This is a genomic window from Deinococcus humi (assembly GCF_014201875.1).
In the GTDB taxonomy this organism is placed as follows: domain Bacteria; phylum Deinococcota; class Deinococci; order Deinococcales; family Deinococcaceae; genus Deinococcus; species Deinococcus humi.
Window position 1 is genome coordinate 309,976 of record NZ_JACHFL010000003.1, and the last position, 21,515, is coordinate 331,490.

Genomic DNA, 21,515 nt, shown 5'->3' on the forward strand with positions numbered 1-21,515 from the left:
GGCTTTTCAGAGCAGAAAGGGTGGCGCGCGGGCGTCGGCATGGCGGAGCGCGGCAGGCCGAGGGCCTGGGGTGGAAAGCAGAACCTGTGGAGACAGAACAGGCGGCCCGTTGGGCAGCGGCAGCACACCCGCCTCCAGCGCGAAAGCCCCGGTCACGCAGAACGGGCAGTGCGCGCCGTGATTGTGGCTTTCGCTTTCCCTGTGGCTTCCCTGGACCGGTACTCCCGGCACGGCAGCAGGCACAGTGGGCGCCTGGGTCATGGCGTGCCCAGCCATCTGTGCTGTGCGGGGTGGCTGCGGCGACGGCAAGGTCGCCATGCCGCCCGCACGCATCTGAAAAGCGAAAGCGGCCACCACCGTCAGAAGCGCCAGCAGACGTCTGAGAGAAGAATCGGTGGCACGCTGGAGCATCAAGTCCAGCCAAGTGTACGCCCACGCACCGCCGCAGCTGTCCCGACTCCTGAGGTCTCCTTCCAGGTCACCAGCATGGGTGAAACCCACCGTTCTGGGCCAAAAGGAGGGAATACATTCGGGGTCCGCGTGGACACCCTTTCTCTTCTCACGTTGGCAGTGTGACGCTTTGGTGTAGAGACGACACCAAGCCCAGGAGGTGAGCAGCCGTTAGACTGGGCCATGAGAGGTCAGTCGCCGCCCGCAGTGGGAGGCGGCCCTCACGACTGGAGGAAGCATGACTACAAACGGGACGGGCAAGATGAAAGTGGGCATTAACGGATTTGGCCGCATCGGGCGTCTGGTATTCCGCATCCTGATGGACCGGGGCGTGGATGTGGTGGCGATCAACGATCTGACCGACAACAAAACCCTGGCGACGTTGCTCAAGTACGACAGCACCGCCGGACGCTTCAACGGCACTGTGGACTACGACGAAGACAGCATGACCGTCAACGGCAACAGGATCCACACGCTGGCCGAACGCGATCCTGCCAACATCAAGTGGGGCGAGATGGGTGCGGACATCGTGATCGAGTCCACCGGGATTTTCACCAACCGTGAGGGTGCGAGCAAGCACCTGGCCGGCGGCGCGAAGAAAGTGCTGATCACCGCCCCAGCCAAGAACGAGGACTTCTCCATCGTGTTGGGCGTCAACGAGCAGGATTACGATCCCAAGAACCACAACATCATCAGCAACGCGAGTTGCACCACCAACAGCCTGGGTGCGCCGATGAAACTGCTGGACGAGGCGTTTGGCATCGAGAAAGCCATCATGACCACGGTCCACAGTTACACCAACGATCAGCGCATTCTGGACCTGCCGCACAGCGACCTGCGCCGGGCGCGCGCCGCCGCGATCAACATCATCCCCACCAGCACCGGCGCGGCGAAGGCCGTCTCGCAGGTGTACCCTAAGCTGAAGGGCAAATTCGACGGCACCTCGTTGCGCGTCCCCACGCCCGTGGGCAGCATCAGCGACGTGGTGGTCATCCTGGGTCGCGACGTGACCGTGGATGAGGTCAACGACGTGTTCCGCAAGGCCGCCGAGGGCAGCCACAAGGGCATCATCAGCTACACCGAAGATCCGATTGTCCTGCAGGACATCGTGGGCGATCCGCACAGCGCGATCATCGACGGCGGCCTGACCATGGCGATGGGCAATCTGGTCAAATTCTTCTCGTGGTATGACAACGAGTGGGGTTACAGCAACCGCATCGCCGATCTGGTGGAACTGGTCCAGGAAAAAGGCGTCTAAACATTGACGGAAGATGGTGGAGGGCTCAGGGCCTTCTGCCATCTTTTTTGTTCAAGCCGCAAAGGTTCAAGGAGTCAACATGCAAACGCTCGATCAACTGGACGTTAATGGCAAGCGTGTGCTGGTCCGTGTGGATTACAACGTGCCGATCAAGGACGGCGTAGTGCAGGACGACACCCGCGTGACTGCCAGTCTGCCCACCATCAGGAGGCTGCTGGAGATGGGCGCAGCTTCAGTGGTGCTGATGAGCCACTTCGGACGCCCCAAGAGCGGGCCGGAGGCCAAATACAGCCTGCAACCCGTGGCGGATGTGCTGTCGCGGGCGCTGGGCCAGGACGTGACCTTCATCGAAAGCCTGCCGTCCAGCGACGAAACCCTGGTGGCGGTGCGGAACCTGAAGGCCGGGAGCGTGGCCCTGCTGGAAAACGTGCGTTTCGAGGCAGGAGAGGAAAAGAACGATTGGTCCCTGAACGCCAGACTGGCGCGGCTGGGAGACGCCTTCGTACTGGACGCCTTTGGCAGCGCCCACCGGGCACATTCGTCGGTCAGCGGCGTGGCGGCAGAGTTGCCGCACGCGGCGGGTCTGCTGCTTCAACGCGAGGTGGACGCGCTGGGCCGGTTGCTGCACGATCCGGCGCGTCCCTACGTAGTCATCATTGGCGGGGCCAAGGTCAGCGACAAGATCAAGGTGATCGAGAATCTGCTGCCGAAGGTGGACCGCATGCTGATCGGCGGCGGTATGGCCTACACCTTCATCAAGTCGCGCGGCGGTCAGATCGGGGACAGCATCCACGAGGACGATCAGCTCGACCTCGCAAAGCGCCTGCTGTCCGAATTCGGCGACAAGCTGATGTTGCCCAGCGACGTGATCGCCGCCGACGCTTTCAGCGCGGACGCGAACACCAAGGTCGTGCCCAGCGACCAGATTCCTGATGGCTGGCAGGGGTTGGACGCCGGGCCAGAGACCGTCAGGGCCTACACCGAGGCGCTCCAGGGCGCAAAGACCGTGTTCTGGAATGGCCCGCTGGGCGTTTTCGAGTTCGAGGCCTTCGCGGGCGGGACCAACGCGATTGCCACCGCCGTGGGTAACCTGGGTGACGCCTACACCGTCATCGGCGGCGGCGACAGCGTGAGTGCCATCAACAAGAGCGGACAGGCTGACCGGGTGTCTCACATCAGTACCGGTGGCGGCGCGAGCCTGGAACTGCTGGAAGGTCAGGCGCTGCCCGGTGTGGAGGCGATGGCGTAAGGCCCGCGCAGGAGCGGTCTGACGGTTTCACCCCCTCTTTCCCGCACATCCATTCCCAAGGAGACCCCATGCCACAGAACCTACTGGCACTGAACTGGAAGATGAACAAGACCCCCGCCCAGGCGAGGGGGTGGGCCGAGGAATTACGTGAGAAATTGGAGCTGGGCGAGGCCGAACTGGCAGTTATGGCCCCCTCCATCACGTTGCCGTCGCTGGCGGCGCACCTGCCTCCCGGCGTCGCTCTCGGCGCGCAGGACGTCTCGGCCCACGAGTCCGGCGCGTACACCGGCGAGATCAGCGCGGCCATGCTCGTGGACGTGGGTGCGAAATACGCCGTCGTGGGCCACAGTGAGCGCCGCGAGTACCACCACGAATCCGATTCGGACGTGGCCGCCAAAGCCAGGCAGGCGCAGGCCAACGGTCTGACCCCGATTGTCTGCGTGGGCGAGGGCCTCGAGGTACGCGAGAAGGGTGAACAGGTGGCCTACACGCTGGGACAGTTGCAAGGTAGCCTGACGGGCGTGGGGCCGGACGTGGTGATCGCCTACGAGCCGGTGTGGGCCATCGGCACGGGCAAAACAGCCACAGCCGACGACGCCGAGGAACTGGCCGCTGCCATTCGCGACGCGCTGACCGAGCGCTACGGCTCAGACGCAGAGGGGATTCGCATCCTGTACGGTGGCAGCGTCAAGCCGGACAACATCGCGTCCATCTGCGCCAAGCCGAACGTCAACGGCGCGCTGGTGGGCGGAGCGAGCCTCAAGGTACCGGACGTGATCGGGATGAACGACGCCTTGAAGTAACTGTCCGCAAGGAAGAAGGGAGAGAGACGGTAAATCGTCCCTCTCCCTTTTTTTGCTCTGAAGGGATGTGCTTCAGTCGTCGCCGGAGGTTCCTTCCATCTGCTGCTTTTCGGCATACGCCTGTGGCATCGGCGGGGCCAGCTTCGGCTCCTGGCCCATTGGCTTGACTGCGTTCAGACGGAACTCGCCCATGCCGTCGAGCGACTGGCCCTGGGTCCAGCGGCCCGACGGCACCTCGACACCCTCCACGCCCGTGAAGAAGTAGTCGTAGCTCACGTCACGCAGTTCTTCCTCCACCGGGAAGGAGTTGGGAATGGGCAGCGTGCCCTTGTGACCGCCGAGTTCCTCGATGACCGCCAGCCACTGTTGCTGGTGCATGGTGTCGCGGGCGATCAGGAAGCGCAGCATGTCTTTCATGCCGGGATCATCGGTGGCTTCAAACAGACGGCAGGCCAGGGCGCGTCCGGTGGCCTCGGCGGTCACGTTGGCGTACATATCGGCGGCCAGGTTGCCACTGGCGTAGACATGCGAGCCATTGAACGGCACTCCGTTGGCGTCCGAGGCCAGCGCGGCCATGCCTGCAGAGAGGTACTGGCGCGGGTCCATGCCGCCCATCAGAGCTTCCACCACGGGATTGTTCGCGGCAAATTCGTCCTTGACGCGGCTTGACGACCCTTCCAGGTTCAGGGCCACGGCGGTGGCCAGCATCTCGATGTGACCGATCTCCTCGGTGCCGGTGGACATCAGCATGTTGCGGTACTTGGCCGGGCCACGCGCTCCGAAGGCCTGAAACAGGTATTGCAGGCACACCCGCATCTCGCCCTCGACGCCGCCGATGGCCTGTTGCAATAGACGGGCGAAACGAGGATCGGGGGTATCGACGCGGACCTGATACTGCAGCTTGTTGTCGTAATAGAACATGGTTGCCCTCCCAGGAAAAGCCGCGCCATCCGGTAGGCGCAGACGTCGCTCATTACACGGGCCGGTCGTGTCCTGGGGGTGAGCGGAAGGTTCAGTGCGTCCGGAGCTGACCTTCACCAGAGGTTCAGTGGGACTTTAGCGGGCCTATAGGGAAGCGTGGGCCTGCGTCGTCATTGTCACCGTTGCCAGCGGCCATGAGAGAAGGGAGACCAACCAGTCCTGGATGTCTGGACCGTCCTCCCCGTTCCTGTGGCTTTCTCTAACGGACCGCCAACAGGATGCTGACCAGATTTAGACCTTGCCCAGCAACTCTTCCAGGCGACCGACATACTGCTCCAGGGTGCGGAACGTCGCCTGCACGGGATCGGGCGAGAGCATATCCACGCCGGCCTCCCGGAGCGCATCGATGGGATCGAGACTGCCGCCAGACTTCAGGAAGCGCAGGTAGGTCTCGCGGGCCGCCGCTTCGTCCTCGCTAAACTGTTCCAGGAGCTGATGCGCCGCGCTGATGCCCGTGGCGTACTGGTAGGCGTAGAAGTTGGCGTACAGGTGCGTGGAGAACTGCGCCCACAGGATGCCGCTGCGCTCGCGGTCCATGGTCACGCCGTCGCCATACCCCTGGTGAAGCAGATCGGCCGTCAGTTCGATCAGGTCTGGGGCACTGAGGGTCCCCCCAGCCTCAATCCGGCGGTAGCACTCCAGCTCGAAAGCGGCCAGTGTAGGCATGATGAAGAAGTAGCGGTGGAAGTTGCCCAGCGCCTCCTCAATGATCGCGACTTCCAGCTGGGTATCCCCGGCGGCGCGGGCCTCTGTGAGCAGGTGACGGCGGACCATGGCCTGATTGAAATTGCTGGCGACCTCAGCGTGGAACAGCGTGTAGCGCGGTACCGAGTAGGGATGCTCCCGCATGGACAACAGCGAGTGCATCGAGTGGCCGATTTCGTGAGCCAGCGTGCTGTAGCTGCCCAGCGTACCGTTCCAGGTCATGAAGATGTACGGCTTGACCCGCCCGCCGCCGTTGCTATACGCGCCCTGGCGCTTGCCGTCGTTCTCGGCGTAGTCGGTCCAGCGGTCTTCCGTCAGGCCGAAGCGCAGGTCCTTCACATAGTCCTCGCCCAGCGGGGCCATGCCGGCTGCAATCCAGTCCACCGCCTGCGCGTATTCCACCTTGCGGGGCGGCACCAGCGAGGCTTTCACGTCGTACTCGCGCAGCTCCTGCAGGCCCAGCCAGTCACGGCGGACGCGCCAGTAGCGGTGCCAGATGGGAGTGTTGGCGCGGTAGGTGTCGAGCAGGGTGGTCACGACTTCAACTGGAATACGGTCCGGCGCGAGCGAAGCGGTGATGGCATCGGGGTAATTACGGGCGCGAGCCAGAAACACGCTCTGGCGGACGTTGGTGGCGTACATGGCGGCCTGCGAGTGGCGGGCAGCCAGATGGGCGTCAGCGTAGTTTTCCCAGGCCTCGCGGCGGACCTCGCGGTTCGGTCCACTGATCAGACTGTCCACGTTGCCCTGCGTGACCTTGACGCCCCCCGCCGTACCGAATCGCAGGTCCATATTCGCCAGCGCCGGGTGAATGCTGCGCTCGGAGGCGAAGGGTGAGGCCACCGCGCCCAGCAGTTCCTCCACCTCGGCGCTGCGGACGTGCGGGCGGTTGCGGAGGATGCGGTCCAGGCGGACCCGCTGATCGGCAAAATCGGGGCGATCCAGCCACTGCGAGACCGTGGTTTCGTCCAGCGCCAGCAGTTCAGGGCGGAAGAAGGCGGACACGCTGCCGTAACGGGCGGCAACGCTGCTGGCCCGGTCCCGGCGGGCGGCGGCCACCGCATCGTGACCGTCCACACTGGCACTCATACTGGCATAGGAGAAGAAACGGGTCAGCCGCAGTTCCACGTCGTCGGCCGCGCTCAGGTAGGTCAGCAGGGCTTCGGGACTGTTAAGCCCGCCAGCGTGCGCCGCCAGCGCGTCGATGGCCCCTGGCAACGCCTCGGCCTCGGCCTCCCAGGCCTGGGGGGTGGCGTACAGCGCCTCGATGTCCCAGGTCTGCTCCCGGGGCACCTCGGCGCGGGCGGGAAGGCGGCTGGGCTTTTCGCTGGATTGTGCTGCAGTCATGGCCCGAGGCTAGAGCATCCTGCATGAAAAAGTCAGCATGGCGCGGATTTCTGGCCCCGCGCCGCTAGCTGGCCTGACCGTGGGACACCTCTCTCAGCAGACCAATGGCGTACTCCCCCATCCGGCGCGGGATGTCCACGCCCGTGGTGGCCACGCTGTTCTTGAATTCCATGGTGTGGTTGATCTCAATGACCAGCAGACCGCGCTCGGGATCTTCGACCAGATCGATGGCGACGATCCGGCCATCCACGGCGGCGGCGGCGCGCACCGCCAGATCGGCGAGTTCGGGCGTGACCTCGCACTTGCTGGCCGTCGCGCCGCGTGCCGTGTTGGTGATCCAGTGCGCTGATGTGCGGTAGATCGCGCCGATACATTCGCCGCCAACCACGAAGGCCCGGATGTCGCGTTCGGGCTTGTTCACCAGTTCCTGCACGTAGAAGATGCCGTGCTGCGGCCCGCCCAGGACTTCCTTGTGCTCGATCACAGCCTCGGCGGCGTCGCGGTCGTTGAGCTTGCTGACCATGCGCCCCCACGAACCGACGGTGGGCTTGAGCACCAGCGGGTAGCCTAGAGCCTCGATCTGTTCCAGCGCGGCGTCACCGTCGAAGCTGACTCCTGTGCGCGGCGTGGGCAAACCCGCAGCGTACAGGCAGGCATTTGTCGCCAGCTTGTCGCCGCACAGTTCGATGACGTGACCGGGATTGATTACCTGCACACCAAACCCTTCCAAGGCGCGCGTGACCGCGTGCCCACGCGTTTGGCTGACGCAGCGTTCGATGGCCACCTTCCACGGCACGGCCTGCGCGCCTGCCCCGTCAAAGGTCAATTTCAGGTGGGGGACGTACACCTTGTCGTAGGGCGTACCCAGGGCGTCCAATGCCTCGAACAGCATTTTCTCGTCTGGGCGAATGCGGTCATACAGAACAGCGAGTTCGGCCATAGTTGAAACGGGAAAAGTCCGCAGCGTGCGGCGGCCAGCGCGAATTTTGCCCTGGCCGCCGCACGCTGAACGGAACTTACTCTCCCCAGTCCTCCGCTTCCTGCGGGGCAGCTTCCAGGCGAGGTGGATCCACCGACACCACCTCGTACTCCACGCCAGTTTCGTCGTCAATGACCAGTTCGCCGAGTTCGGGGTTCGTCAACTCAATGGACGCACCGGTATCTGGATTTTCAAATTGAATGGTAGTCATATACTCTCCTTGCGTTTGATAGGCTAAATGATCAGAAATCTATCAAATGTTATTGACTAGACAAGAAGGGAGCGTCGGCCTCGTCCTCAAACTCCAGTTCAATGCTGGCCTGACAGTGGGGGCAGCTCACGAGACTGACCTCGCTGCCATCGGCGGCCTGCACGGTAGGGGCGGCGGCGAGGACATCCTCGGTCACCTCGAATTCCTCATTGCAGTTCGGGCAGGTGGTCAGAATACCCAGCAGTTCGAGTTCAAAGTCCTCGCCGCCACCATTGCGGGTGATTTCCATTTCCGCATTGCACGAGTCACACACGATCACGTCACCGGGTTGCAACTCGGTGCGGTCCTCGTCGCTCAGTTCTAGGACCTCAGCACAGACGGGGCATTCAATTTCCAGCATAGCCATAACTTGCAGTTTACGGGTTCTGCTCCGCCGTGGGCTTTTCGCCCTCACCCCGTTCACCCGGAAAGCGTCCGTGCTTCTTGAAAAACGCCAGGATGCTGCCCTCGGCCAGGGCCTCACGCAGGAACTCGGGCGGGGGCGGCAGTTGGACGGTACCGCGCGGGTAGGTCAGCGTCCCAGTATCGATCTCAAGCGTGACCTCTTCCCCGTCTTCTAGAATGTCGATCAGATCGGCCTCAAAGGCGGGAATACCCAGATTCAGCAGGTTACGGTAATGGATGCGCGCGAAGCTGGGGGCGACGATGGCCCCGATCTGCAGCTTCTTGAGGGCCTGTGGAGCGTACTCGCGGCTGCTGCCTAGGCCCCAGTTCCGCCCCCCGATCAGCACATCGCCAGGACGCACCTGCGCTGCAAATTCCGGGCGGGTGTAGTGAAAGGCGAAAGTCTGGAACACGTCCTCCCCGGCCATGAACGGGGCAAACTTGCCGGGCAGGATGTCGTCGGTGTTCACACTGTCGCCAAATTTCCAGACGCGGGGCATGGCCGGAAGTATCGCGCCTGTGGCGGGGGCTGCAAGGCCAGAGGTCTATCCGTCCGGGGGAAGGGCCTACGGCTTTTCCCATTCGATCACGTCGCGGTGACGCAGGTAGAAGAGGAACTGCGATCCCAGCAGGACAATGTTGAACAGCACCGCCGACAGCACCCGGCCTGCCAGGTCATAGACCTTGGCCAGCGGGGTATAGGACCGGTCCGGGGTGAGCAGCAGCACCGCCGAGAGAGCCAGCACGAACACCCCGAGCATCACGATCAGGGCGTACTTGTTTTTCTGGTAGAAGCCGCTCCAGGCTCCGCCCCTCGACCTGTGGATGCGTCCGCTGGTCAGGTCCGTTCGCACGCCGTCCACACTCAGTCCCAGGGTCACGCGGGTTCCGGCAGAAAAGGCAAAGGCTTTTTCCTTCAGCAGCTGTTCGGTCAGGCGCTCGGTGCGGTCCTGCACCTCGGTCAGATGCACCCCGAACACGCGCACCACCACAAACCGGCCCGCGTCGAGGGTATTCACCAGACCGGGGAGACTCTGGCCCGCCTGCGGCCACGACACCAGCACCAGCGCCCCCGCCTGGACCTCGGCGCGGTCATGGGTGATCACCAGATCGGTGACCGACTGGGCCTGCTCGGTCAGCGAGCCGTCGGCATTGCGCAGGGGCATGAAGCGCCAGCCACTGAACACCCGCTCCCACAGCGCCTGATCGTGCAGGTCTGCGCCCGGAGCCACGGGAATCACGCAGATCGAACGGAGGTAATGGGCGGCGGGCATGGCTCAGAGGCTACTTGATCTGTCGGCCAAAAGCCGCAGGCGACAGCAATTTCCCAGCACTTGTCCCAGCCCGCCCGAAACATCTGAGCGCTCATTCATATATACTGACGTTCATGGACTCCTCCTCTCCTTCTCCCGGTGCCGCGCCTCTGCAGTATTTCGTGGACGGTATGGACTGCGCGAGTTGTGTGCAGAAGGTCGAGCAAATGGTGGGGCGACTGCCAGGGACGGCGGAGGTCAGAACCAGTTTCGCCAGGCAGACCCTCAAGCTGGAGCTGGACGAGACGCAGACTTCCCGCGCGGAGCTGGAGAAGAACCTGAGGGCGCTGGGCTACACGCCATCCTTGCAGGAGGCGCCCCAGAGCGGGACCCCCCCTGCCGCGCAACATTCCTCGGCACAGGACCATGAGGGGCATGACCACGCCGGACACGTCCATGAAGTGCTGCCCGCCGGAACGCCGTGGTACGCGGGCAGGCAGGGCAGGCTGGTGATCTTCTCAGGGGTGCTTCTGGGCCTGGCCTGGGGCTTCGGTTTCATTGAGCCTGGGCTATCTGTTTACGGGTATATCGCGGCCACCGCGCTGGGGGTCTGGCCGCTGGCGAAACAGGCGTATGCCAGCGCGCGGCTGGGCGATCCGTTCTCGATCAACATGCTGGTGTCGCTGGCGGCCATCGGCGCGGTGCTAATCGGGCAGGCGGCAGAGGGCGCGGTGGTGGTCTTCTTCTTCGCCATCGGAGAACTGCTGGAGGGCGTGGCGGCAGGCCGGGCACGGGCCGGAATTCAGGCGCTGTCGGCGTTGGCCCCCAAGACGGCGCTGCTGGTGGATGCGGTCGGGACGCGCGAAGTGCCCGCCGATTCGCTGCAGGTTGGACAGACCGTGCAGGTGCGCCCCGGCGGACGGGTTCCGGCGGACGGCACGATTCTGAGCGGCACGTCCAGCCTGGACGACAGCCCGGTGACGGGCGAGAGCATGCCAGTCAGCAAAACAGTGGGCGATCCCGTGTTTGCGGGGAGCATCAACACCGACGGCGTGCTGAGCATCCAGGTGGACCGGGAGGCCAGCGACAACACTATCGCCCGCATCATTCATCTGGTAGAGGAGGCCGAGGGCAGCAAGGCGGCCACCGCCCGTTTCATAGACCGGTTCAGCCGCTACTACACCCCAGGGGTGGTGCTGGTGTCGGCGCTGGTGGCCCTCGTTCCGCCGCTCGTCTTTGGCTCAGCGTGGTCTCCGTGGCTGTACAAGGGCATCACATTGCTGCTGATCGGCTGCCCCTGCGCGCTGGTCCTGAGCGTGCCTGCGGCGATCACCAGCGGCATCAGCGCGGGGACGCGGCGCGGACTGCTGATCAAGGGCGGCGCGGCACTGGAGGCGATCGGCACCGTCAAGACCGTGGCCTTCGACAAGACCGGCACGCTGACGGCGGGCAAGCCACGCGTGACCGACGTGCTGGGTGTGGGCGTCACAGAACGTGAAGTGCTGAGACTGGCCGCCGCCGTCGAAGCAGGCAGTTCCCATCCCCTGGCGCAGGCCATTACGAAAGAGGCCATCCGTCAGAACGTCACCGCTCCCATCGCGCAGGACGCCAGGGCTCTCGCCGGCAAGGGCGTTCGTGCCAGGGTGGAAGGCCGTGACCTCTTCATCAGCTCGCCCCAGCACGCCGCCAGCACGCTGAGCGTGACGCCGGACCTGCGTGACCGACTGACGGCACTGGAGGAGCAGGGCAAGACGGCGGTGGTGCTGCACAGCGAAGGTGAGGTCCTGGGCGTCCTGGCGATCCGGGACGAGCCGCGCGCAGACGCCAGAGACGCCATTGCCCGCCTGAGAGCAATGGGCGTGAACGCCGTGATGTTGACGGGCGACAACGCCCGCACAGGCCGTGCCATCGCGTCCGGGCTGGGGCTGGAGGTCCAGTCGGAACTGCTGCCCGAGGACAAGCTGCGCCTGATTGCCGAACTGAAGGGACAGGGCGGGGTGGCGATGGTGGGGGACGGCATCAACGACGCCCCGGCGCTGGCCCAGGCGGACGTGGGCATTGCGATGGGCGGCGGCACCGACGTGGCGCTGGAAACGGCGGACGCAGCCCTGCTGCGCGAGCGGGTGCAGGGCGTGGCTGATCTGGTCCAACTGTCGCGCGACACCATGACCAACATCAAATGGAATATCGCCTTTGCGCTGGGCCTCAAGGCCATCTTTCTGGTCACGACGCTGTTGGGCTACACCAACCTGTGGATGGCGATTCTGGCCGACACCGGGGCAACGGCGATTGTCACGGCCAACGCGCTGAGGCTGCTGGGATGGAGCGGCCAGACGACGGGGCAGACCGCCGCGCCGTCTCGCCTGCCGGCCACCCCGGGAGCCTGAGACATGCGTGACATTACCGTCTACACGGTTCCCCAATGCGCCGATTGCGAGGCCGTCAAGCGGCTGCTGACCAGCCAGGGGGCCGCCTTCACCGAAAAGAACGTGCGGGGAGATCCCTTGGCGCTGGCCGAAATGCAGGCGAAGGCGAACGTGCGGATTGCCCCCGTGACGGTGATCGGAGATCAGGTCTTTCACGACCTTTTCGATGATCAGCGGCCTGGCATACTGTCCGCGCTGGGGGCCGCAAAATGACGACCTCGTTGACCCAGATTCTGCTGCTGACGCTGATTCCGGTGGTGGCCACCTTTCTGGGCGGCGTGGTGGCGAGTTTTCGTCCTCCGGGGCCGCGTGTTCGCAGTTTCGTTCAGCACTTCGCGGCGGGCGTGGTGTTCGCAGCCGTGGCCGGGGAACTGCTGCCTCAGATCACGGCGGGCCGCGAGCCGCTGGGCGTGGTAATCGGTTTCGCACTGGGCGTGGGCGTGATGCTGTCGGTACGGGCGCTGGTGGGACGGCTGGAGCCGGAGGACGACAATGGGCAGGACACAGATGCGGCCCCACGCGCGGCCACCGGGCTGCTGGCGGCGGTGGGCATCGATATTCTGATCGATGGCCTGCTGATCGGCGTGGGCTTCGCGGCAGGCGAGCGGGTGGGAACGCTGCTGGTGGTTGCCCTGACGCTGGAACTGCTGTTCCTGGGCCTGTCGGTGGCGGCCAGCCTGGGCCAGCGTGGGGCCTCGAGGGGCCGCAGCATCCTGACGGTGGGTGGCCTGAGCCTGCTGGTGATCGTGGGGGCCGCGCTGGGCGGCACGCTGCTCCAGGGGCTCTCAGGGCTACCGCTGGAAATCGTGCTGTCCTTCGGCGCGGCGGCGCTGCTGTTTCTGGTCACCGAGGAACTGCTGGTGGAGGCTCACGAGGTCAAGGAAACGCCGTGGATCACCAGCGCCTTTTTCCTGGGCTTCATCGCGCTGTACCTCATCGAGTTGGGCTCATGACCGGACCCTTCGGTCCGTCGCGCTACACTGCAGAAATGAGAACGGTTTCTCAACAGGAGGAGGCCCCGGCGGACGTCTGCGAGGTGAACTGCGTCCATCCCGACGCGGTGGCGCAGGCACGGACCGAGCTGCCGGGCGGGCAGGAGGTCGAGACCGCCAGCGCCTTCCTGAAGCTGGTGGGGGATCCCACCCGGCTGAAGATTCTGAGTGCCCTGAAGGCCCGCGAACTGTGCGTCTGCGATCTGGCAGCGGTGGTGGGCCTCTCGGAGAGCGCGGTGAGTCATCAACTGCGCCTGCTGCGGACCGGACGGGTGGTGACCTTCCGCAAGGCGGGCCGCGTGGCGTACTACCGCCTGCTGGACCACCACGTCACCCTGCTGATCGAGAATGCCCTTGAACACGTCAGGGAATAGGTCAGCCAGCAGCAAGAGGCGCTGGCCGCAGCTGGGCGCGGTACTGGCAATTCTGGCGGCGCTTGGGGCCATCGGAGGAGTGTGGCTGGCACGCGAGGCCGGGGGGCGGGGACCGCTGTACTGCATCGAACAGTCGGGCACGGTCTGGAACGGCGTGGCGCCCCTGCCGCCCGGCTTCCAGCCCGAATGCCCCCAGAGCGACAGCTACCGCGCGGAGGTCCGCGCCGGTGACGCGCGGGTGGAGCAGTACCGCGTGCCGGGCTGGCAGCCACGCGCGCTCCTGCCCGCCATCAAAGCTGGGGGGTACGGGCAGCTCAGCGATGAACTGATCGGGACGGGCAATTATTCGGCCTTTCTGGGACGTGCGGGCGCGCCAGAAATTCAGTATCTGGCCACCCAGGAAGGAGACACGACGCTGATCACCCTGAGTGGACGGCCCTAATTACCTTCGTGACCAGCCAATTGCGGCAGACTCGGCGCGGATGACCGGCATGGCGCGCCCGCAAAACCCAGTTCAGAACGAGAACGTGGCCCTGTCGCACCGGCTGCGTGACCTGCTCAGCACGCTGGGGCTCGTGTGGCATGCCAGCCCCCGGCACAGCTTCACCTATGCCGCCACCACCCTGATCGGGAGCGCGCTGCCTGCCGCCAATCTGTACGTCGGCAAACTGCTACTGGATGAGGTGGCGCAGGCGGCGAGCGGCGGCGTGACCTACGCGGCGCTGCTGACCCTGCTCGCCATTCAGGTGGCGCTGGGTGTGTTCGGCAGCCTGCTGTCCACGGTGGGCACTGCCTCTCAGCAACTGCTGGGCGACAGCCTGCAACACAGCGTCAGCCGCCGGATTCTGGACAAGGCGTCGGGCCTGTCGGTGGAGGCTTTCGAGAACGCCGAGACCTACGACCGGCTGCAGCAGGCGTACCGCGAGGTGGGTTCGCGGCCCCTCGGCGTGGCGACGCAACTGGTGGGACTGGCGGGGGCCGCCGTGACCCTCGTGTCGGTGGGCGCATTGATGGCCCGGCTGGGCGTATGGGTGTTGCCCCTGGTGCTGCTGGCGAGCGTGCCGGGGGTGATCGTCAGCAACCGGTTCGGCATCGAGGGCTACCGCATGCTGCGCCGCCAGACCCACGACGCCCGCGTGCAGAACTACCTGGGCAGCCTGCTGACCTCCGACACGCTGGTCAAGGAAGTGCGGCTGTTCGGCTTCGAGGGCCATCTGCTGGGCCGCTGGCGTGCGTACTACCTGGGCTTCCGCAAGACCCTGGAAGACCTGGTGCGCCGCCGCTCGGTGTGGGGCTTCTCGGCGGCGCTGGCCTCCGCGCTGCTGATCGGGCTGGCGAGCGCGCTGATTCTGCGGCGGGCGGCGGACGGGCAGATCAGCGTAGGGGACTTCTCCATCTTCGTCCTGGGCATCGCGCAGGTACAGGGCACGGTGAGCAACCTCCTGAACGGCGTCAGCGGCATCTATCAGAACCTGCTGTACATGCGCAATCTCTTCGACTTCCTGGAACTGCCCAGCCGCGATCTGGATGCCGGCGAGGTGTGGAGCGGGCCAATCGACACCATCGAATTCAAGAATGTGGGCTTCCGCTACCCGCTGACCGAGCGCGACGTGCTGCGCGGCGTGAACTTCAGCGTGCGGCGCGGACAGGCGCTGGCCCTGGTGGGCGAGAATGGCGCGGGCAAGACCACCCTCGTCAAGCTGCTCACGCGGCTGTTCGAACCGAGCAGCGGCACCATTCTGCTCAATGGTATGGACGCCGCCCGCTTCAGCCCCCGCAGCGTGCAAAAGCAGATGAGCATCATCTTCCAGGACTTCGGCCAGTATCAGATGAGCGCCCGCGAGAACGTGGCGCTGGCCGAGGTGGCGCGGCTTTCAGAGGCGGGCGGTGTGGAGGGCGCGGTGCAGCGGGCCGGCGCAGAATTTGTGGACGAGCTGCCCGAAGGGCTGAACACGCCGCTGGGCCGACTGTTTCAGGGCGGACGCCAGCTGTCGGGCGGGCAGTGGCAACGGCTGGCACTGGCGCGACTGTACTTCCGCGACGCCTCAGTACTGGTCTTCGACGAGCCGACGGCGGCGCTGGATGCCCGCGCGGAATCGGACACCATCGAGGCGCTGCGTGCTCAGACCACCGACCGAATCACGCTGCTGATCTCGCACCGCTTTTCCACCGTACGGCTGGCCGATCAGATCGTGGTTCTGGACGGCGGCGTGATCGCGGAGTCGGGCAGTCACGCGGAATTGATAGAGCGCGGCGGGCAGTACGCCGCCCTCTACAACCTGCAGGCGCGGGGCTACGGCGCCCTGGAGCAGATGGGGGCGGAACCGGTCAACGGTCCGGCTTGAGGTTGTCGCGCCGGGCGTCCTCCAAACGCCATTCCGCGGCAACGGCGGCAGCCTTGCCCGTGACCCAGGCCAGTGCGTCGCTGTTCGGGAACGAGATGGCGCTGTGATCCTCACGCGAGGAGATGAAGCGCTCAATGCCTCTCCGGGTGCCGTCCAGGCGGACATTGGGGGTGAGTTCGAACAGGTAGTTGACCGGCCATCCGCCGCTGGCCGAGGGACGGGCCGGCACACGCTTGCTCTGCACTTCCAGATTGCGGGCCACATTGGGCCACACGATGTCCTTGGCCCCCACCGTGCGCCCGGCCACCGTGAAGGCGTCGCAGGCGTGCAGGGGGGACGGCTCGTCACCGTAAGGGTCCCCCAGGGCGCGGATGCCGTCCCCGAAATCGGACTTCCAGGCCAGGCAGATGCCGTCCAGATCGACCTGCAGGGCAACTGGAACATAGGGATTGACGCGCGCCAGGTGGTGCAGCCACACCGAGCCCTGCGAGTGGCCCAGCAGGACCAGCCGGGGTGGGCGGGCCGACCCCATCCAGCTGTTCGTGACCCTCGCGAAGTCGCCCCGGAGCGCCTCGTACCCGCGCTGCGGCCCGCCGATGTATTCAGAGGAGAAACTGGCGGCGGCGTTGCTGGCGTACCCGGCCACCTGCACGCTGAAGCCGGCCGCCGTGAACACGTCGGCCAGCCGGTCCAGCGTGCCGCGCGATTCCAGATAGTCCCAGTTGTCACGCGGGGCCAGACACGGCGGCGCGCAGCGCCCGGCCATGCTGAAGATCACGATGTCCGGTGGCAGCCCCTGCAGATTCAGCGCCGGGGTGCGCGCCGGGTGCACCTCGTACAGCGGCGTGCAACCCATCAGCGCCAGCGCCCCCAGCAGCGGGGCCAGCATTCGGACCGTCAGGGCGGAAGACACCTTTCAGTGTAGAGGCCGCAACCGGGGCGGAAGGTGGGCCAGGCTTTCGGCAGGCATCACACTCTGGCAGGCCAGTCCGAGCTGCCCCACTCTCGCTGTGCCCCTATCACGCTGGCGCGCCTTGCAGGTATTCTGGAGGGCAATGATGCTCGACCTGGCCGAACCGTCCACACCGCCCACCGCCCGCCGGGGCCTTCTGATCGTGATCACGGGAGCCTCCGGCGTGGGCAAGGGCACCCTGCGCGAGCGCTGGCTGGCGGGACAGAACGTCTTCTACAGCACGTCCTGGACCACCCGTGAGGCCCGGCCTGGAGAACGTCACGGCGTGGATTACGTGTTCGTGCCGCCGGAAGTGTTCGACAGCAAGGCCAGGGCGGGCGGCTTTCTGGAACATGCCGCCTTCGTGGGCAACCGTTACGGCACGCCCATCGAACCCATCGAAGCCGCCCTGGCCCGTGGGCAGGACGTGGTGCTAGAAATTGAGGTGGAGGGCGCCATGCAGGTCAAGGCACGGATGGGCGACGAGGCGGTGCTGGTGTTCATCATGCCGCCTAGCCTGACCGAACTGCGCCGCCGGCTGGAGGGCCGCGCCACCGAGACCCCCGAGCGCATCGAGAAGAGGTTACGCCGCGCCCGCGAGGAGATTCAGGAGGCGCACGCCTTCCGCTACGTGATCGTGAACGATGACCTCGACCGCGCCGTGGACGAGTTGCTGGCCGTGCAGCGCGCCGAGCGGGCCGCGCAGGTGGCCCCTGCTGAGTGGACCGCTGAGGACCGGGCAGCGGTCACGGCGGCGCAGGCGGTCAGGAGCGAGACGCTGGACGCGCAGGATCTGCAGCGTGTCGTGGATTCATAACAGGAATCGGAGGGGAAGCTATGCCGCTTGAACTGGTTCAGGGCGACATCGTCGCACAGGACTGTGCCGCCGTCGTTACGGCGGCCAACAAGGAACTGATGGGGGGCGGCGGCGTGGACGGCGTGATCCACCGCGCCGCCGGACCGGAGTTGTTGCGGGCCATCCGGCGCCTTGGCGGCACACCCACCGGCACAGCCGTCATTACACCCGCTTTCGGTCTGGAGGGGCGCGGCGTGCAGTACGTCATCCACGCCGTGGGGCCGATCTGGCGCGGCGGCAACAGCGGCGAGGCCGAACTGCTGGCCGGGGCGTACCGTCGCAGCCTGGAACTGGCGGTGGAACATGGCTGTTCGTGCATCGCCTTTCCCTCGCTCAGCACGGGCGTCTACGGCTATCCGACCGAGAAGGCCGCACCGGTGGCCCTCTCGACGATCCGGGCATTTCTGGAGGTTCATCCAGAGTTGGAAGTCCGCATGGTGCTGTACGACCCCGGCAGCCTGAACGTCTTTCAGCGGGCGCTGGCACGGCTGGCAGGCTAGACCTGCAGGCGCGGTCAGCCGCCTCAAAGTAGATGCTCATGCGCGGCGCTTAGGATGCGCGCATATGTTCCCCAATTCTGATTCGGTTGCCCTGACCCCTGCGCGCCATGCGGCGCGGGCCCTGCTGTTGCTGGGGGCCTCGGGCCTCGGCGCGCTGACCCTGTCTGCCCCGGCCTCGGCCCAGACCGCCGCGCCCAAACCCGCCGCCACCTCTGCGGCCACCACGCAGGCTGCCAGCGCCGTCGCCATCGAGATCAGCGCCGCCATCAAAGGACAGATCGTGAGCTGCCCGTCCAGCCTCAAGCTCAGCCCACGGGCGGTGTGCCTGTATACCCAAACCGGCGCGGCCTCGCTGCGTCCCCTGATTGCCGGCAAACTCAGCGGGCGTGCGGTGGGCACCTGGAAAACCACTGGAAAGGCCAGCACCCTGCTGGTCCGTGAGCGGGCGAATGGACCGCTGGGTGCTTTTGTCCTCCTCAGCGCGCTAAACGACAAGGAAAGCCTGGTGGTGGTGGACGCCGCGCAGGCCAAGGCCGCCCCAGCCGCCGGCAAACCCACCACACCGGCAGGCGTGATCAAGGGTCAGCCCTACGTGCTGGGCCGGGATCTGGCCGGGGTGGTCAACGTGACCAGCCAGGGCGGCGGCAGCTACCGCCTGACCACGGAAGACGGCTCGGTGCTGACTGCCACGGTCGGCCGCAAGTCCGCGCAGACCGCCAGCGGCACGGTGGAACTGCCCCTGGCCCCCGCCACCGACGGCACCAACCTGATCTTCCCGCTGGACGGCCTGCGCTCGCTGGGCTGCACCGTGACTCCCGCCGGAAAGAGCCTGACCGTGGCCTGCGGGGCCGACAGCATCGGCCTCAAGCCCATCGTGTTCTAAGGCGAGACCACTGGAAAGGAGGTGAGCGGGTCTGACCGTTCACCTCCTTCTGCTGGGGCCGCTGCACCTTGAGAGCGCCTTGACCCTCGCCTCATAACGGGGCTGATGGCAACCCGCCGCGCGTCGGGTGCGTAATCATAGCTGCAATCGCCTGTTGCCCTGAGGCGTTGTTCATTTTCCAAGGAGGATTCACCATGAGCATTCTTGACCGACTGTCCCGACTGCTGCGCGCCAACGTCAACGATATGATCAGCAAGGCCGAGGATCCCGCCAAGATCATCGATCAGGCCCTGCGCGACATGCGAGCTGCCTACGGCGAAGCCCGCAGCGAAGTGGCCGACGCCATGAGTCAGAACGCCAAGCTGGAGCGCGAGGCGAACACCAACCGCCGCCTGGCGGACGAGTACAACAAGAAGGCCGAGGAAGCCCTGCGCGGCGGCAACGAGGATCTGGCAAGAGAAGCGCTGCGCCGCGCCCAGAACTCCAAGGACCTGGCCCAGGGCTTCGACGAGCAGCGCGCCACCCAGAGCAGCACTGTCGATCAGCTCAAGACCCAGCTGCGCGCGCTGGAAGCCAAGATCGACGAGATGGAGTCCAAGAAGTCGCTGCTGGCGGCCCGCCAGAAGACTGCACAGGCCAGCGAGACCCTGGACCGCGCCAGCGGCTTCAACAAGGCCGGGGGCGCGATGGACGCCTTCGAAGAAATGGAGCAGCGCGTCGCCGGCATGGAAGACCGCAACAGGGCCATGACCGAGTTGCGCAACGAGAACGACATTGACGCCCAGCTCAAGGACCTTGGACGGGACCGGGAGCTGGAAGACGCCATGGCGGCCCTCAAAGCTAAGGTCCACGGCGACTCGGGGACAACCAACAGCTGATCCGCCGCTAGGTTCAACCCCCAGATTTCTCCCCCACCGTTGAACGGACTGGGGGAGTTTTCGGTGACCCGCGGCGCCGCGTGACCCTACCGTAACGCCGGCCCGCTAGACTGGCCGGCACATGGACAAAGTGTATGCCAGCGCCGCGGAGGCGCTTTCGGATGTGGTGGCCGACGGGCAGACCGTCGCGGTGGGAGGCTTCGGGCTGTGCGGCATTCCCGAGGCCCTGATCGGGGCGCTGCGCGACAGCGGGGCCCGTGACCTGACCGCCGTGAGCAACAATGCAGGAGTGGACGGCTGGGGCCTGGGCCTGCTGCTCCAGACCCGTCAGATCAGGAAGATGATCTCCAGCTACGTCGGCGAGAACAAGGAGTTCGAGCGCCAGTACCTGGCCGGGGAGCTGGAGCTGGAATTCACGCCTCAGGGTACCCTGGCCGAGCGGATGCGCGCGGGCGGGGCAGGCATTCCCGGCTTCTACACCCGGACCGGTGTGGGCACGGTGGTGGCCGAGGGCAAGGAAGAGAAGGAGTTTGACGGCGAGCGCTACATCCTGGAACGCGGCATCGTGGCCGATCTCAGTCTGGTCAAGGCCTGGAAGGCCGATCGAAGCGGCAATCTGGTGTACCGCAAGACCGCGCGGAACTTCAACCCGGTGGTGGCGACCTGCGGGCGGGTCACGGTGGCCGAGGTGGAGGAAATCGTAGAGGTCGGCCAGCTCGATCCCGACACCATCGACACGCCCGGCATCTACGTGCAGCGCGTGATTCTGAACGCGACGCCGGAAAAACGCATCGAGCAGCGGACCACGCGCAAGGCTGAAACACCGGCCTCGTCCGCCGCCGGAGAGGAGGTCTAAAGATGCCCTGGAACCGTGACGAGATGGCGGCCCGCGCCGCACAGGAATTGCAGGACGGCTATTACGTGAATCTGGGCATCGGCCTGCCCACGCTGGTGGCCAACCACATCCCGCAGGGCGTGTCGGTGATGCTGCAATCCGAGAACGGCCTGCTGGGCATCGGCCCCTTCCCCACAGAGGACGCCGTCGACCCGGACCTGATCAACGCGGGCAAGCAGACGGTGACGGCGCTGCCCGGCGCGAGCTTCTTCTCTAGCGCCGACAGCTTCGCCATGATCCGAGGCGGGCACATCAACCTCGCCATCCTGGGGGCCATGCAGGTCAGCGAACGCGGCGATCTGGCCAACTGGATGATCCCCGGTAAGATGGTCAAGGGCATGGGCGGCGCGATGGATCTTGTGGCCGGGGTGCAGCGCGTGGTGGTGCTAATGGAACACACCGCCAAGGGCGAGGCCCACAAGATCTTGCAGGAATGCACCCTGCCGCTGACCGGCGTGGGTGTGGTGGACCGGATCATCACCGATCTGGGGGTGCTTGACGTGACTGAAGGCGGGCTGGCGCTGGTGGAGCTTGCTCCCGGCGTGACACTGGAGGAACTCCAGGCAAAGACCGGAGCGGACATCCGGGGCCACACTGCCTGAAGCGCCGGGCGAAGATCCGAAATGAACAGTCCACGCACGGCGGGCGGCCCGACTACCGATGGGGCGGGCCATTGCCGTCGGATTCTCGAACTGTCCCGGTTGAGCGCAGGAGACGGAGACCTCCGTCCTGGC

General features: G+C 65.6%; 24 protein-coding genes. 15 read left to right on the top strand and 9 right to left on the bottom strand.

What is annotated here, in order from left to right:
- Positions 1–6 precede the first annotated feature (6 nt).
- Entirely contained in the window at positions 7–411 is a 405-nt protein-coding gene (locus HNQ08_RS08260) for a hypothetical protein (RefSeq protein ID WP_184129753.1), read from the bottom strand.
- A 301-nt stretch (positions 412–712) separates the two neighbouring features.
- Between HNQ08_RS08260 and gap the strand changes: the two genes are divergently transcribed.
- From gap to tpiA, 3 genes are all read left to right on the top strand, one after another.
- Positions 713–1,708: a type I glyceraldehyde-3-phosphate dehydrogenase gene (gap, locus tag HNQ08_RS08265; RefSeq protein WP_184130389.1), complete on the top strand. Its 996-nt coding sequence runs from the start codon at positions 713–715 to the stop codon at positions 1,706–1,708.
- A 79-nt stretch (positions 1,709–1,787) separates the two neighbouring features.
- Complete coding sequence (locus HNQ08_RS08270) at positions 1,788–2,957, top strand: phosphoglycerate kinase (RefSeq protein WP_184129756.1); 1,170 nt, start codon at positions 1,788–1,790, stop codon at positions 2,955–2,957.
- A 68-nt stretch (positions 2,958–3,025) separates the two neighbouring features.
- Entirely contained in the window at positions 3,026–3,760 is a 735-nt protein-coding gene (gene tpiA, locus HNQ08_RS08275) for a triose-phosphate isomerase (RefSeq protein WP_184129759.1), read from the top strand.
- Positions 3,761–3,832: 72 nt separating this feature from the next.
- On the opposite strand, the gene HNQ08_RS08280 is transcribed toward tpiA, so the two are convergent.
- From HNQ08_RS08280 to HNQ08_RS08310, 7 genes are all read right to left on the bottom strand, one after another.
- The gene (locus HNQ08_RS08280; RefSeq protein WP_184129762.1) at positions 3,833–4,681 is read right to left on the bottom strand and encodes a manganese catalase family protein; all 849 of its coding nucleotides are present in this window, start codon (positions 4,679–4,681) and stop codon (positions 3,833–3,835) included.
- A 291-nt stretch (positions 4,682–4,972) separates the two neighbouring features.
- Positions 4,973–6,793 (bottom strand): oligoendopeptidase F, encoded by a 1,821-nt coding sequence (pepF, locus tag HNQ08_RS08285; protein WP_184129765.1) that lies wholly within the window; start codon positions 6,791–6,793, stop codon positions 4,973–4,975.
- A gap of 64 nt (positions 6,794–6,857) precedes the next feature.
- Positions 6,858–7,733, bottom strand: a complete 876-nt coding sequence (gene lysX / locus HNQ08_RS08290) for a lysine biosynthesis protein LysX (protein ID WP_184129781.1) — start codon at positions 7,731–7,733, stop codon at positions 6,858–6,860.
- 76 nt (positions 7,734–7,809) lie between these two features.
- Complete coding sequence (lysW, locus tag HNQ08_RS08295; RefSeq protein ID WP_184129784.1) at positions 7,810–7,983, bottom strand: lysine biosynthesis protein LysW; 174 nt, start codon at positions 7,981–7,983, stop codon at positions 7,810–7,812.
- A gap of 49 nt (positions 7,984–8,032) precedes the next feature.
- On the bottom strand, positions 8,033–8,389 hold the full coding sequence (locus HNQ08_RS08300; protein ID WP_184129788.1) for a hypothetical protein: 357 nt from the start codon (positions 8,387–8,389) through the stop codon (positions 8,033–8,035).
- A gap of 10 nt (positions 8,390–8,399) precedes the next feature.
- On the bottom strand, positions 8,400–8,927 hold the full coding sequence (locus HNQ08_RS08305) for a LeuD/DmdB family oxidoreductase small subunit (protein ID WP_184129792.1): 528 nt from the start codon (positions 8,925–8,927) through the stop codon (positions 8,400–8,402).
- Between the two features lie 66 nt (positions 8,928–8,993).
- On the bottom strand, positions 8,994–9,701 hold the full coding sequence (locus HNQ08_RS08310) for a hypothetical protein (RefSeq protein WP_184129795.1): 708 nt from the start codon (positions 9,699–9,701) through the stop codon (positions 8,994–8,996).
- Between the two features lie 113 nt (positions 9,702–9,814).
- Here HNQ08_RS08310 and HNQ08_RS08315 point away from each other — a divergent pair, with 113 nt between their 5' ends.
- The 6 genes from HNQ08_RS08315 to HNQ08_RS08340 are packed head-to-tail and all read left to right on the top strand — an operon-like array spanning position 9,815 to position 15,817.
- On the top strand, positions 9,815–12,067 hold the full coding sequence (locus HNQ08_RS08315) for a heavy metal translocating P-type ATPase (protein ID WP_229790051.1): 2,253 nt from the start codon (positions 9,815–9,817) through the stop codon (positions 12,065–12,067).
- Between the two features lie 3 nt (positions 12,068–12,070).
- Complete coding sequence (locus tag HNQ08_RS08320) at positions 12,071–12,319, top strand: glutaredoxin family protein (protein ID WP_184129798.1); 249 nt, start codon at positions 12,071–12,073, stop codon at positions 12,317–12,319.
- A complete protein-coding gene (locus HNQ08_RS08325) occupies positions 12,316–13,059 on the top strand; it encodes a ZIP family metal transporter (protein WP_184129801.1) in 744 nt (247 codons plus the stop codon). Before HNQ08_RS08320 ends, HNQ08_RS08325 begins: the two co-directional genes overlap by 4 nt.
- Before the next feature lie 35 nt (positions 13,060–13,094).
- Complete coding sequence (locus HNQ08_RS08330) at positions 13,095–13,472, top strand: ArsR/SmtB family transcription factor (protein ID WP_184129805.1); 378 nt, start codon at positions 13,095–13,097, stop codon at positions 13,470–13,472.
- On the top strand, positions 13,447–13,914 hold the full coding sequence (locus HNQ08_RS08335) for a hypothetical protein (protein WP_229790050.1): 468 nt from the start codon (positions 13,447–13,449) through the stop codon (positions 13,912–13,914). The genes HNQ08_RS08330 and HNQ08_RS08335 overlap by 26 nt, the downstream gene beginning before the upstream one ends.
- 40 nt (positions 13,915–13,954) lie before the next feature.
- Complete coding sequence (locus HNQ08_RS08340; protein ID WP_184129808.1) at positions 13,955–15,817, top strand: ABC transporter ATP-binding protein; 1,863 nt, start codon at positions 13,955–13,957, stop codon at positions 15,815–15,817.
- On the opposite strand, the gene HNQ08_RS08345 is transcribed toward HNQ08_RS08340, so the two are convergent.
- Positions 15,801–16,730 (bottom strand): hypothetical protein, encoded by a 930-nt coding sequence (locus HNQ08_RS08345; RefSeq protein WP_229790049.1) that lies wholly within the window; start codon positions 16,728–16,730, stop codon positions 15,801–15,803. The two genes, HNQ08_RS08340 and HNQ08_RS08345, sit on opposite strands and share 17 nt — an antisense overlap.
- Positions 16,731–16,872: 142 nt before the next feature.
- Here HNQ08_RS08345 and gmk point away from each other — a divergent pair, with 142 nt between their 5' ends.
- From gmk to HNQ08_RS08375, 6 genes are all read left to right on the top strand, one after another.
- Positions 16,873–17,586 carry a guanylate kinase gene (gene gmk, locus HNQ08_RS08350; protein WP_184129811.1) on the top strand — a complete coding sequence of 238 codons (714 nt, stop codon included), beginning with the start codon at positions 16,873–16,875 and terminating at the stop codon, positions 17,584–17,586.
- A gap of 20 nt (positions 17,587–17,606) precedes the next feature.
- Entirely contained in the window at positions 17,607–18,125 is a 519-nt protein-coding gene (locus HNQ08_RS08355; protein WP_184129814.1) for a macro domain-containing protein, read from the top strand.
- Between the two features lie 64 nt (positions 18,126–18,189).
- Entirely contained in the window at positions 18,190–19,008 is an 819-nt protein-coding gene (locus tag HNQ08_RS08360; protein ID WP_184129817.1) for a hypothetical protein, read from the top strand.
- Positions 19,009–19,202: 194 nt separating this feature from the next.
- Positions 19,203–19,886 (top strand): PspA/IM30 family protein, encoded by a 684-nt coding sequence (locus HNQ08_RS08365; protein ID WP_184129821.1) that lies wholly within the window; start codon positions 19,203–19,205, stop codon positions 19,884–19,886.
- A gap of 121 nt (positions 19,887–20,007) precedes the next feature.
- Positions 20,008–20,742 carry a CoA transferase subunit A gene (locus tag HNQ08_RS08370; protein WP_184129825.1) on the top strand — a complete coding sequence of 245 codons (735 nt, stop codon included), beginning with the start codon at positions 20,008–20,010 and terminating at the stop codon, positions 20,740–20,742.
- 2 nt (positions 20,743–20,744) lie between these two features.
- The gene (locus tag HNQ08_RS08375; RefSeq protein WP_184129828.1) at positions 20,745–21,383 is read left to right on the top strand and encodes a CoA transferase subunit B; all 639 of its coding nucleotides are present in this window, start codon (positions 20,745–20,747) and stop codon (positions 21,381–21,383) included.
- Positions 21,384–21,515: the final 132 nt, after the last annotated feature.

Bases quoted from the DNA above. Each gene is read 5' to 3' on its own strand.
- HNQ08_RS08260 (WP_184129753.1), bottom strand. From the start codon at position 411: ATGCTCCAGCGTGCCACCGATTCTTCTCTCAGACGTCTGCTGGCGCTT.
- gap (WP_184130389.1), top strand. From the start codon at position 713: ATGAAAGTGGGCATTAACGGATTTGGCCGCATCGGGCGTCTGGTATTC.
- HNQ08_RS08270 (WP_184129756.1), top strand. From the start codon at position 1,788: ATGCAAACGCTCGATCAACTGGACGTTAATGGCAAGCGTGTGCTGGTC.
- tpiA (WP_184129759.1), top strand. From the start codon at position 3,026: ATGCCACAGAACCTACTGGCACTGAACTGGAAGATGAACAAGACCCCC.
- HNQ08_RS08280 (WP_184129762.1), bottom strand. From the start codon at position 4,681: ATGTTCTATTACGACAACAAGCTGCAGTATCAGGTCCGCGTCGATACC.
- pepF (WP_184129765.1), bottom strand. From the start codon at position 6,793: ATGACTGCAGCACAATCCAGCGAAAAGCCCAGCCGCCTTCCCGCCCGC.
- lysX (WP_184129781.1), bottom strand. From the start codon at position 7,733: ATGGCCGAACTCGCTGTTCTGTATGACCGCATTCGCCCAGACGAGAAA.
- lysW (WP_184129784.1), bottom strand. From the start codon at position 7,983: ATGACTACCATTCAATTTGAAAATCCAGATACCGGTGCGTCCATTGAG.
- HNQ08_RS08300 (WP_184129788.1), bottom strand. From the start codon at position 8,389: ATGGCTATGCTGGAAATTGAATGCCCCGTCTGTGCTGAGGTCCTAGAA.
- HNQ08_RS08305 (WP_184129792.1), bottom strand. From the start codon at position 8,927: ATGCCCCGCGTCTGGAAATTTGGCGACAGTGTGAACACCGACGACATC.
- HNQ08_RS08310 (WP_184129795.1), bottom strand. From the start codon at position 9,701: ATGCCCGCCGCCCATTACCTCCGTTCGATCTGCGTGATTCCCGTGGCT.
- HNQ08_RS08315 (WP_229790051.1), top strand. From the start codon at position 9,815: ATGGACTCCTCCTCTCCTTCTCCCGGTGCCGCGCCTCTGCAGTATTTC.
- HNQ08_RS08320 (WP_184129798.1), top strand. From the start codon at position 12,071: ATGCGTGACATTACCGTCTACACGGTTCCCCAATGCGCCGATTGCGAG.
- HNQ08_RS08325 (WP_184129801.1), top strand. From the start codon at position 12,316: ATGACGACCTCGTTGACCCAGATTCTGCTGCTGACGCTGATTCCGGTG.
- HNQ08_RS08330 (WP_184129805.1), top strand. From the start codon at position 13,095: ATGAGAACGGTTTCTCAACAGGAGGAGGCCCCGGCGGACGTCTGCGAG.
- HNQ08_RS08335 (WP_229790050.1), top strand. From the start codon at position 13,447: ATGCCCTTGAACACGTCAGGGAATAGGTCAGCCAGCAGCAAGAGGCGC.
- HNQ08_RS08340 (WP_184129808.1), top strand. From the start codon at position 13,955: ATGACCGGCATGGCGCGCCCGCAAAACCCAGTTCAGAACGAGAACGTG.
- gmk (WP_184129811.1), top strand. From the start codon at position 16,873: ATGATGCTCGACCTGGCCGAACCGTCCACACCGCCCACCGCCCGCCGG.
- HNQ08_RS08355 (WP_184129814.1), top strand. From the start codon at position 17,607: ATGCCGCTTGAACTGGTTCAGGGCGACATCGTCGCACAGGACTGTGCC.
- HNQ08_RS08360 (WP_184129817.1), top strand. From the start codon at position 18,190: ATGTTCCCCAATTCTGATTCGGTTGCCCTGACCCCTGCGCGCCATGCG.
- HNQ08_RS08365 (WP_184129821.1), top strand. From the start codon at position 19,203: ATGAGCATTCTTGACCGACTGTCCCGACTGCTGCGCGCCAACGTCAAC.
- HNQ08_RS08370 (WP_184129825.1), top strand. From the start codon at position 20,008: ATGGACAAAGTGTATGCCAGCGCCGCGGAGGCGCTTTCGGATGTGGTG.
- HNQ08_RS08375 (WP_184129828.1), top strand. From the start codon at position 20,745: ATGCCCTGGAACCGTGACGAGATGGCGGCCCGCGCCGCACAGGAATTG.